At 42.3% G+C, this 11754-nt stretch carries 9 protein-coding genes; 8 read left to right on the plus strand and 1 reads right to left on the minus strand.

All coding sequences use genetic code 11. The annotated features are described in order from the left end of the window. The first annotated feature begins 12 nt into the window (after positions 1 to 12). From IGJ12_RS01730 to IGJ12_RS01765, 8 genes are all read left to right on the plus strand, one after another. Positions 13 to 615 carry a DUF624 domain-containing protein gene (locus IGJ12_RS01730; RefSeq protein WP_430619278.1) on the plus strand — a complete coding sequence of 201 codons (603 nt, stop codon included), beginning with the start codon at positions 13 to 15 and terminating at the stop codon, positions 613 to 615. Continuing rightward, positions 608 to 1522 carry an acetylxylan esterase gene (locus IGJ12_RS01735; protein ID WP_430601328.1) on the plus strand — a complete coding sequence of 305 codons (915 nt, stop codon included), beginning with the start codon at positions 608 to 610 and terminating at the stop codon, positions 1520 to 1522. Before IGJ12_RS01730 ends, IGJ12_RS01735 begins: the two co-directional genes overlap by 8 nt. Continuing rightward, the gene (locus IGJ12_RS01740; protein ID WP_005232373.1) at positions 1519 to 2298 is read left to right on the plus strand and encodes an endonuclease/exonuclease/phosphatase family protein; all 780 of its coding nucleotides are present in this window, start codon (positions 1519 to 1521) and stop codon (positions 2296 to 2298) included. The genes IGJ12_RS01735 and IGJ12_RS01740 overlap by 4 nt, the downstream gene beginning before the upstream one ends. 6 nt (positions 2299 to 2304) lie before the next feature. After that, positions 2305 to 4455: a glycoside hydrolase family 3 N-terminal domain-containing protein gene (locus IGJ12_RS01745; protein ID WP_275852958.1), complete on the plus strand. Its 2151-nt coding sequence runs from the start codon at positions 2305 to 2307 to the stop codon at positions 4453 to 4455. Positions 4456 to 4470: 15 nt separating this feature from the next. Next, positions 4471 to 7761: a GH36-type glycosyl hydrolase domain-containing protein gene (locus IGJ12_RS01750; protein WP_430619279.1), complete on the plus strand. Its 3291-nt coding sequence runs from the start codon at positions 4471 to 4473 to the stop codon at positions 7759 to 7761. Positions 7762 to 7774: 13 nt separating this feature from the next. Further along, the gene (locus IGJ12_RS01755; RefSeq protein WP_081118872.1) at positions 7775 to 8734 is read left to right on the plus strand and encodes a LacI family DNA-binding transcriptional regulator; all 960 of its coding nucleotides are present in this window, start codon (positions 7775 to 7777) and stop codon (positions 8732 to 8734) included. Between the two features lie 34 nt (positions 8735 to 8768). Continuing rightward, a complete protein-coding gene (locus tag IGJ12_RS01760; protein WP_016609543.1) occupies positions 8769 to 8933 on the plus strand; it encodes a hypothetical protein in 165 nt (54 codons plus the stop codon). Between the two features lie 257 nt (positions 8934 to 9190). Beyond that, positions 9191 to 9448 (plus strand): hypothetical protein, encoded by a 258-nt coding sequence (locus IGJ12_RS01765; RefSeq protein WP_008376271.1) that lies wholly within the window; start codon positions 9191 to 9193, stop codon positions 9446 to 9448. 24 nt (positions 9449 to 9472) lie between these two features. On the opposite strand, the gene IGJ12_RS01770 is transcribed toward IGJ12_RS01765, so the two are convergent. Further along, a complete protein-coding gene (locus tag IGJ12_RS01770; protein WP_086372553.1) occupies positions 9473 to 10366 on the minus strand; it encodes a hypothetical protein in 894 nt (297 codons plus the stop codon). Positions 10367 to 11754 lie beyond the last annotated feature (1388 nt).

Below are 11754 nucleotides of genomic sequence, written 5' to 3' on the forward strand. Positions count from 1 at the left end.
TGGAGGATCATAATGAATCGACTATTTTTTTATGAAGGATGGTACTATCGGGTCTTTGCTTTTCTAGCAGATATGATCATTGTTAGTTTTCTCTTTATGATTCCAGCAATGACGCTGATTCTCGCAGGGCCAGCATTGATCGCGCTGTATCGGACGATCGATCAATTGTACAAGGAACGAGATGTCCCGATTTGGCAACGATACAAGCAAGCATTCTTAAGCAACCTCAAACGTGGTCTCTTCTTAGAAGGTCTTGTTATGGCGTATGTCGCAGTCTTTGCCGGTTTGATCTATTCCTTGATGATGCTTACACCTTACTTTGGCGTTTTAGCCGTGATCCTCGTCAGCTTGGCTGCGCTGTATCTCGTCGTGTTCGTTCTCTTGTACAGTTTGTTTGCGCAATCATTGCAAGAAACAGCGAAAGAAACAGCATATGCGGTTCTTAGCAGTACGGCGAATGCGATCATTTTACTGGTGATCCCAATCATTGTTTTTGTATTGTGCAGCAAAGTAAACCTATTCTTATTTGTTTGTTTAGGCATTTCAGGATCAGCCTTTGTACAAGTGTTGTTTTTCAATAAAGTATTAGCGAAGGGAGAAGAGACAAATGACTGAATCGACCGCAACTGATCGATCCTGTTTTTGGGCTTCGGTCCAACAAGAACTTGACGCCCTTCCGCTAGCCTTTGAAAGAACCAAACAAGCGCCTTTGCTGAAAGGGATCGATTGTTTTACGATTTCTTTTCAAAGTCTTGGTAATGAAACGATCTATGGGCATCTGCTGCTGCCAGAACAAGCGGCAGATTGTCCAATCGTGATTGATTTTTTAGGCTATATGAATCATGTGCAAGAACCCTTCCAATTCGCTCATTGGTTACTGATCGGCTGCGGCTGTCTTGTCATCGACAATCGTGGACAAGGGGGACGCACGCAAGATCAGGTTCCTTATGAAACCACGCAGCATGAAGCACCTTTTGGACGCGGCATCTTGAAAAAAGAAGATTTTTATATGAAGCGATTGGTCGCAGATAGTTTGCGCACACTAGAAGTCCTTCAACAGATACCGGAAATCGATCCGCAGCGCATTATTTTAAGAGGCGGCTCACAAGGCGGCGGCATCGCCTTATTGGTCAACGCATTAACGAACGTCCCAATTTTTGCGACGTTTGCCGATGTGCCAAGCCACTCCAATCTTGTCCATCGGATCGAACAAAAAACAGGAAGTTACCATGTGATTCAAGAGTATATCGAACAATTTCCAGAAATGCGGGAAACGATCTATCAAGTCATGAGTTATTTTGATTTGAAGTATTTTGCTCATCAGATAACTGGTCCTGTTTATACATCGGTCGGCAGTGCTGATCCAATCTGTCCCATGGAAGATTTCTTCGTTTCCTATAAAAAGATTCCTGGACCGAAAGAATTGCGTATTTACTTAAATAAAGGGCATGGCGGCGGCGAAGCGAAACAAATCCGTCGTGAAATGCAGCAAATCAAAAAATTACTCAAAGGAAATGAATGAAGATGAAAGTAGCAACCTACAATCTACGAGTCGATACCGACTATGACCAAGAATGGCAATGGCACTATCGATCGGAGGCGGTTTGCTCCTTGATCGATTACTACGACTGGGATGTTCTGGCGATCCAAGAAGCTCGTCCCAGCCAATTTGCAGATTTAGCAAAGTTAGCGCAGTATGCTTCCGTCACTGCTGAACGAGATGGTGATGGCTTAGGCGAAGGCATTGGACTGTATTATCAAAAAGAGGCTTTCGAGTTATTAGCTTCAGGTTCGTTTTGGTTGTCATTGACACCGACTGAACCAAGTATTCATCCAGAAGCTGCGTATTCACGCTTATGTGTTTGGGCAGTCTTACAGGAAAAAAAGAATCCGCCGTTTCTTGTCATCACGACCCATTTAGATAATATTTCAGAAATGGCTCGTTTTGAAGGGATGAAAGTGATCTTTGAGCAGCTGGCAGATCAAATCGAACGCTATCCTGTATTGCTGATGGGCGACTTGAATGCGGAGCCAACCGAGCGGGTGCATCGGTACTTAGAGCAACATTTTCAAAATGCCAAAGAACATGGACAGAAGCCCCATCACGGGCCAAAAGGCTCCTATCAAAATTTTATTTATACGTTACCATGGCAAGAACTAGAAGAAATTGATTATATCTATACGAAAGGCTTCACGGTGGTCAAAACCGCCTGTCTAACGGATTCTTGTGATCGTCGTTTTCCCTCCGATCATTTTCCTTTAGAAGCAGAAGTCCAATTTGAAGAAAGCAAAGGATGAATAAAAATGGAACAGCAGAAATTAACCGAACTACTTTCAGAAATGACCTTAGATGAAAAAATCGATCAGTTGCTGCAACTGGCAGCGGCTTTTTATTCAGATAAAGCAGAAGAGAAAACCGGCCCAATGGGCGACTTAGGACTGACACAAGAGAACATCAACAATGCGGGAACAACGCTAGGTGTTTCTGGTGCAAAAGAAGCGATCCGCGTCCAAAAAGAGTATATCGAAAATAACCGCTTGAATATCCCAACGATATTGATGGCGGACATCATTCACGGCTTTCGGACGATTTTTCCGATTCCATTAGGATTAGGTAGTTCATGGGATTTGGCAGCAGCGGAGAAGATGGCGGAAGTATCTGCCAAAGAAGCAGCTGTTTCTGGCTTGCATGTGACCTTTTCACCGATGGTGGACTTAGTAAGAGACCCACGTTGGGGCCGTGTCATGGAATCGACGGGGGAAGATCCTTACTTGAACAGTCGCTTCGCTGAAGCCTTTGTCAAAGGCTATCAAGGGGATGATCTGCGAACAGATTTCAACCGCGTGGCTGCGTGTGTCAAACATTTTGCGGCTTACGGTGCGGCTATCGGCGGTCGCGATTACAACACGGTCAATATGTCAGAACGCCAACTGCGAGAAAGTTATTTACCGGGCTATAAAGCGGCCCTTGATGCCGGTGCCAAACTGGTGATGACCTCCTTCAATACGGTGGACGGTATTCCAGCAACAGCCAATCGCTGGCTTTTCCGCGATGTTTTGCGAGAAGAATTCGGGTTTGAAGGCGTTGTGATCTCTGACTGGGCAGCAATCAAAGAAGTGATCGCCCATGGCGCAGCGGAAGATGAAAAACACGCCGCTGAATTAGCCATCAAAGCTGGGGTCGATATCGAGATGATGACGACTTGCTACACTGATAACTTGAAAGAGTTGATCGCAGAAGGCACCGTTGAGGAAGCCTTAGTCGATGAAGCGGTGCTAAGAATCTTGACCTTGAAAAATGAACTAGGGCTATTTGAAAATCCATACCGCGGCGCTGATGAAGCCGCTGAAGCAGCCACTGTTTTGTCTCAAGAACACCGAGAAATCGCCAGCGATATCGCAAAGAAATCAATGGTATTGTTGAAAAATGAAGGTGTCTTGCCGTTGCAGAAAACCGAAAAAGTGGCGATCGTGGGTCCAGGTGCTCACTCCCGTGATCTATTAGGGGCTTGGTCTTGGCAAGGGAAACAAGAAGAAGTAGTGACCTTAGTGGCGGGTGCTCAAGCCTTGGGTGCGGATCTGTTGATTGGTCAAGAGCCCTTTGATTATTTTGCACCGTCTGAAGCGGCGATCCAAGAAGCGATCGAATTAGTGAAGGCAGCCGATAAAGTGGTCCTAGCACTAGGAGAGCAGGAATGGATGAGCGGCGAAGCTGCCAGCCGCAGCGACATTCGCTTGCCGCAAGCCCAATTGTCCTTGGTTGAAACCTTGAAAGAATACAACGAGCAATTGATCGTAACCCTTTATAACGGTCGTCCTCTTGATTTGCAAGGGGTTGATGCAGCCAAAGCGATCGTTGAGGCTTGGTTCCCTGGAACCGAAGGCGGAAACGCACTTGCTCAGATCCTGTGGGGAGAATACAATCCAAGCGGCCGCTTGAGTATGTCATTCCCAGAAACCGTTGGACAAGTTCCTGTGTATTACAACGTTGACAATACCGGTCGTCCTTATGAAAGTGCACCGGATGAAAAATATGTCTCAAAATATTTGGATGTCTCCAATTATGCCAAATATCCATTTGGCTTCGGCTTGAGCTATAGCCCAGTTGCGTATTCTGCGGTGACGTTGGATCAACCGACCATGACCAAAGATCAAACAGTCACGGCATCCATCACGGTTACGAACCAAGGAACAGCAGCGGTCTGGGAAACGGTCCAATGCTACATTCGCGATTTAGTCGGTGAAGTGGTTCGCCCAGTGAAAGAACTGAAAGGCTTTAAGAAAATTTGGCTAGAGGCTGGCGAATCAGCAACCGTTCAATTTGAGATCACGGAAGAACTGCTGCGCTATGTCCACAGCAACCAACAAGCAAGCAGTGATCCAGGGAAATTCCACATCATGATTGGTGGGAACAGCCGAGACACCCAACAAACAACCCTGCAATTAGTTAGGTAAGATAGGAAGGTTTCTATGACGAAAAAAATAGTGATGAATAACGCAAATACGACCGTGACATTTTTACCAAACGGTGATTTATATGAGATCCAAAGTCACGGTGTGATGATCAATCAGTTGAACGGAAATGCGCTAGATGGCAGTTTGAATCAAATCTATCTACGTCTGCGTGAGGCGGGGGAGTTGTCCTTTATTCCCTTGATCGGTTCAAATGCTAACAGTGCCTTTGCTTACTCAGACAAACAGCTGACTTGGACTGGAACGTACCAGTCTATCAGTTACCAAGTAGATTTCCAATTGGCACAAGATTGCTGGTTCTGGCGAGTTCAATTGAGTGGTTCTGGGGAAGCGGAATTGGTTTACGGACAAGATCTTGGTAACGCAGCCAAAGGTGCTGTTCAATCCAATGAAGCCTACGTTTCGCAATATATCGACCATCATGTTAGCCATGATAAGGATCAAATCGTGCTATCTTCTCGCCAAAATCAACCACAAAATGGTCAATTTCCATTGGTGGAACAGGGCAGCTTCCAAGCCTTAAAAGGCTTCTCGACGGATGGCTATCAATTTTTCGGTCGCAGCTACAAAGAAACGAATCAACCAACTGCACTCAGCCAAGAGACATTAGCCAATGAAGTGTATCAATACGAATTTGCCTATACGGCACTGCAAACGCAATGGTTGACAATAAGTGAGACACCTACGGAAATCGTTTTTTACGCAGCGGTCAAAGCCAATCAAGTGACGGCAGTCAATGAACCGCAGTTTGCACTTGAAACGTTGAAAGAAACGTATCAAGCCTTGTCCTTCGACTCGTTGCAGGCAACGGCGCAGGCTCGAAAAAACTTCGGTCGACCGCTCACAGGGCTGACATTTTCCACAGAAGAAATCAACGTGCGGTTCCCTCAGCAAGAAGCAGTGGAAATCGTTGACCAACAGCTTTATTCCTTTTTTACCCCTGATTATCACCATGTCGTGTTGAAAGAAAAGGAAGGGCAGATGGAACGCTCCCATGGGCATATTTTGATGAGCGGACAAGAGTTGATCGTCGATCAACCCATTTTGAGCACGACTGTTTACATGACGGGGATGTTTAACTCCCAAATCGTATTAGGCAATACGAACATGAACAAATTGTTGAGTAATAGCCGCAACTCATTGAATCTTTTCAAACGTTCCGGTCAGCGGATCTATCTGAAAGACGGCGATCAATGGCGGATTTTAACGATGCCATCTGCCTTTGAAATGGGCTTGAATTCGGCGACGTGGTACTACAAAACAGCGGATGATGTCATTCAAGTAACGACCTTTACGAAAGCAAATGGACGCACGATTGCAACCACCATCACTAGTGAACAAGGTCGTGCTTACACCTGGGCCATCACTAATCAATTTGTGATGGGGATCGATGAAGCGGTACCGACTGTTACCATTACGCAAGACCAGCAATTGCTCACCATCAAAGGATCAGCGGATTCACCGATTGCGGAAACTTATCCAGAATTGACGTATTATCTCCATGTAGCACAACCTTTTGAACTGACCGATGAAACGATTTTCAATGTGGCAGCCGACGATAGCACGACCGTATTGACCTTTGCAGAACAGGCGACGGTTTCCTTCGTGATCCAAGGCACACTGACTGGTGAACCCTTTGTTTCCGAAACGTTAGATCGCCAGCAAGAAGACACTGCCTATACGGCCTTTGTCGATGATTTGTTGAATCAGTTTGAATTGAAACATTCGCAGGCGGATGTCGCATCCTTCAATCACTTGGCACGTTGGTACACCCACAATATGCTTGTTCATTACTTGTCTCCTCATGGTCTTGAACAGTACGGTGGTGCTGCTTGGGGGACTCGAGACGTTTCCCAAGGACCGACTGAGTATTTCTTAGCACTTAATCGTCCTGAGATGGTGGCGTCCATCATCGAGCATTTGTTTGAAAATCAATTTGCAGATGACGGCAACTGGCCACAATGGTTTATGTTTGATCGCTATGAGAAACAAAAAGCCGATGAGAGCCACGGAGATGTGATCGTCTGGCCAATGAAAGTCGTTAGTGACTATCTCGAAAAAACCAAAGATTTTGCGATTTTGGAAAAAGAACTGCCTTATACGGATCGCGCAACCTTCTTGAAAACCAAGACCAAAGCTTCTTTGTTTGATCATTTGAAAAAAGAAGTGGCGTATATCGAAGCGAACTTCTTGGAAGGAACGTACCTGTCTTGTTATGGTGATGGCGATTGGGATGACACCTTGCAGCCGAATAACAGCAAGTTGAAGAAACAAATGGCCAGCAGTTGGACCGTTGCCTTGACCTATGAAGTATTGAAAAAATTAGCCAGCCAGTTGCAGTCAGTTGACCCAGAGTATGCCAAACATTTAACGGAACTGTCTGCGGGAATCAAACGTGACTTTGAAAAATACATGTTAGCTGATGGGACTTTGCCAGGATTTGTCTATATGGAAGATAGCGAGCACGTGGAACTGATGGTCCATCCGACTGACAAGAAAACCGGTATCCAATACCGCTTGCTGCCGATGCAGCAAAGCATGATCGGTGAGCTGTTATCTCCCGAACAAGCCGAGCATCATGTGGCGATCATCAAGGAGCATTTGCAATTTCCAGATGGGGTGCGCTTGATGAATCGTCCAGCGACTTATGAGGGGGGTGTCAGCACCAACTTCAAGCGGGCAGAACAAGCAGCCAATTTTGGACGAGAAATCGGTTTGCAGTACGTTCACGCCCACATCCGCTTTACAGAGGCCATGGCGAAATTAGGTCGAGAAGAAGAGACTTGGCAAGCACTTGGGGTCATTAATCCGATCCAAATCGCTCAACGGGTCGAAAATGCGGAAATCCGTCAAGCAAATGCGTATTTCAGTAGTTCTGATGGCGATTTCAAAACAAGGGTTGAAGCCCAAGAAAATTTTGGTAAACTTAAGGAGGCAACAGTCGGCGTCAAAGGCGGCTGGCGCATCTATTCTAGTGGACCGGGGATCTATATGAATCAGTTGATCAGCAATGTGTTAGGCATTCGGACCTTTGTTGATCACGTTGAACTTGATCCCGTCTTGCCAGCGGAATTAGCAGGATTGACACTGACGTATCGACTCTTTGATCGGCCGGTCGAAATCGTCTATCATTCGGCAAGTACGCCGAAAGTATTGATCAACGGGGAAGAAATATCCACTGAGTTTGCGGAAAATCGCTACCGTCAAGGTGCGTTTGTCCTGAAGAAAGCAGCGCTTTGCGCCCAATTAAACGAAAACCAAACCAATACGATCGATATCTATCGTTAAGAAAGGAGAAGCCATGGTAGGAATCAAAGATATTGCCCAAAAAGCGGGTGTCTCCATATCCACCGTTTCGTATGCATTGAATGGCAGTCCAAAAGTGACCGAGGAAACCCGTGCGCGGATTCAAGCGATCGCAAACGAATTGAACTATGTTCCGAACATGGCTGCTCGCACACTGAAACGCAGACAAACCAACATCATTGGCGTTTATCTCGCCGATTATGCCGGAAGTTTTTATGGGGAATTGCTAGATGGCATCAAGAAAGGGCTGGAACTTTTCGGCTATGAAATGATCGTCTGCAGCGGCAAGAAGTCACACTTGTTTATTCCTGAGCGGATGGTGGACGGTGCCATCATTTTGGATTGGACGTTTCCAGCAAAGGAAATCGAGCAATACGCCCAACGAGGGCATCAAATCGTCGTGTTAGACCGTGTCTTGTCTCATGAAAACATCCATCAAGTCTTGTTAGACAACAAAGGAGGGGCGGCGCTGGCGATCGATCGCTTGATCGCTGGACAAAGCCAAAAAGTGTTTCTCTTAGCAGGGCCAGAAAAAGGTTACGACAGTCGGGAGCGGCTAGACGCTAGTACGAAAGAATTGACGCGCTTTGGTATTCCTTATGAAGTCATTCCTGGTGACTTCACGGAACCTTCTGGTTATCGAGCGGCAAAACAGCTCTTAGCAAATGATCCCCAGTTTCCCATTGATATCTTTGCCTTCAATGATGAAATGGCGATCGGGGTCTACAAATATGTCCGCGAGACCGACTATCGCATCGGAAAAGAGATCCGCATCATCGGGTTTGATAACACGGAATTAGGCGCTTTTGTGCAGCCGCGCTTAGCGACGATCTCCTATTCGAAACATCGATGGGGCATGGTGGCAGCTGAGAAAATCGTACAATCGATCCAAGGGGAACCAGTGGCGGACGAGCATATTTATACCACTTTTGTGGATGGTGGATCATTTATTTAATTGATCCATTAAAGGAAAATGAGTTGAAAAAGGAATGGTGAAATGGGGAGGATTTTATCTTACAGAACATACCAAAGCAATTGATGGAGAAAGAACTATTGAAAGAAGTAAACCAATTCAAAAGTTCCAGATGGATGTTAATGAGATCGCCGAAACTTTAAATCAGGCAACACTCAAGAACAAATCAGTAGCTATCTAAATTGAAGCGCATGATCGAGATGAGAATTACTTTCCTGATATAGTTGGCCATATTTAAGGGGCATGATGAACTAGAAATATATGTTGGTGGTAATAAGGTTGGCTATGATAAAATTAGGAATATTAAAATAGTAACATAACCAAGTGGTCGGACAAAAGTAACCTCTTATAAAAAGTACTCACAAATTATTAAATTATATTAGCGATAATTATTTAAAGCTAGCTTTCTGATATAATAGTTTGTAAAGGAGTGCTAAGATGATTAACTTTTTAAAAGGTTTAAAAATAAGAATCCTATATATATATTCAATGATTTCGCTACTTATAGGTGTCTATTTAAGTGTAAATTGGATTCCTGTAAGCGTTGAAGGACTAAGCAAATCCCAAAAACAGGAGCTTTTAAGAGAAGGATCAATCAACTGGGAACTTGGTGTAGTTTTTAAGGTATTAGCCCTGATACTTTTCTTGGGTGCACTAGTAAAATCCATTATATATATCTTAAACAAAAAGAGATAAGCGTAGAGCTCATCTCTTTTTATACTATCTAGAAACTTCGTGGATCACTTCGATTTTATAAGGAATGATAAAGCCTGCTCTTTGCATTGCATAACAATAATTGTTTCCAAATCCCACCTCGAAGTTGCCATCATAACCATTTAGCTCCCATTTGAAATCAAATATATCCGTAACCTTTACTTGAGTCCAATAATTTCCATTGGCTTGTTTCTTATAAGTTACTGTGTAACTAACTCCACGTAATGCTGTGTGAAGTTGGCCGCTTAGAAATGTATAACTTCCTGAGAAAGAACCAGATTTTTTACCTGTAGAAAATGCTTCTTTTTTAAGTCTAGAATAATAAGCGGTCATTAACTCCTCGCCGTCTACAGTCTTTGCCCAGCTATCGTTTTTATTAACATATGTCGAAGGTTTCCATGTTGGATTCCAATAGTAATTCTCAGCAGAAATAATGGCGTGCTTCATATAAGCAGCAGTCTGATTGTGACCTTTTTTCTTAACCATTGATATACCTTTATTGTATGCAGCAATTGCAGCCGCATAAACTGGATTTGCAGGAGTTACCGATGATCTAGCACCTATCTTAGACTTTGGTTCAACATAAAAAGGATCAACTGATTCGGCAACGTCCGCTTTATACTCTTCCAACAATGCATCTTGTTCGGCATCATAGGAATTTAAAACTGTTAAACTCTCATTTAAAGATGCGTTGAACTCTTCAGCACTATCAGAATCTTCAAACATTCTAATTACACCATCAATATAATCTCTATTGGACTCTTCATTGGATATTGCCTCATTAATTAATGATTGATTAGTTTCATCTATCTCAAAACCATTCTCATCTGCATAACCATTTATTTGACCAAAACTTAAAACTGATATACCAAACACTACACTAATTAAAAACTTCTTCATTGTTTTAATCTCCTTTTTAATTATTATTTTACTAAAAAATTTAATATACCATACTACAATATATAAAAAACATTTTAAGTTATATTTATATCCTAACAATTTTGTAATACGTAGGAAAGGATGTAAAATTGAACAAAGTTGAATACGATAATATGCAAGTAAATCTTCGTTCTTTGCGGCACAAACTTGATTTTCAATGCATAATATTCGTTATACTGTATTATTAAAAAAGGAACATAATAGGGGATTTATGAAAAAAGTATAAAAATATTAGGGTTTATCTTGTTGGTTATAATTGGATTTGTAGGGGGCTATTTTCTATCTGTAGATCCAGCTAAAGACTTCTATGGTGATTGGTATGGTGTTGCTAACGAGGGGAAGGAGAGTTTTCTTTTAGAATAGATAAAGAAAAAAATAATCGATTATGGAAATGATGATTATAATTCACCTGGTTTTCCTTACACAGTGAAAAAGTCTGGAAATGGATTTTATATTGAAGTGTCTGATGATGAGCTAAAAAATATTTTTCCCGAATTAATAAAATTTAAGTATAAAAACAATATGACATTTTTCCTGAATGATGATGAAGAATCAATTGAGTACTTTGTAGCTATAGATGGTTTTTTGAATAATGTAAAACTACATAAAACATCCTTTGAAGATTCGTATAACAAAACCGAAGAGTCAACCTCATAAAGTCTAATAGCAAGTGAAACAGAAACTTCTTGCAGTTCTTTGCTTAATGAAACTCATTCATCAGAAACGACATCATCAATTGATTCTCCAAAAGTATCAGATCTAAGTGAAAAAATTGATTCATTTATTGCGAATTATACGTCAATTCCACCAGATTAGATTATGGAAAAGGAAATTGATGGAATTACAATAAGAGCAACAAACTTTACTGCAACAAATGAAGCCGAGGCATCATCTATTCAGTATCATTTGCTAATGGAGAGGCAACATCATGCAACGATGTATACGCACAAGTCATTGGAGAATAATAGCTATTTTCAATAGAGGCTAATATGCAAAAAGATAAATCTGAGCAGGATGAAACTCATTCTAGCTCAGATTTTTTTGAATATTACTTTCCTTGTTTTGTATTCATATTTGATAGAATCATTCATACCACTTATCGTCCTCTTAGTTTGTTTATTTTGTCGTGATTTAATCATATTAGAGAACGATATGTTTTTTAATACCGAAAATGAAAATGAGGCTGAAGAATCAATTTTGACTCATCAGTCCCATAAATTATAGAGCCTTTCTTGCGGCTTTCTTTTATGGGCTTTTGTCACAGTCTCTTTTTTGCGTTATTTCAAAAATAACTTTACTTATTTTATCGAAATCAGTGATTTATAAAAAAAATAATATTTTTTATTTTG

Origin of the sequence: Enterococcus sp. DIV0802b (assembly GCF_050543535.1) — a bacterium.
GTDB classification, from domain to species: Bacteria; Bacillota; Bacilli; order Lactobacillales; family Enterococcaceae; genus Enterococcus_D; species Enterococcus_D entomosocium.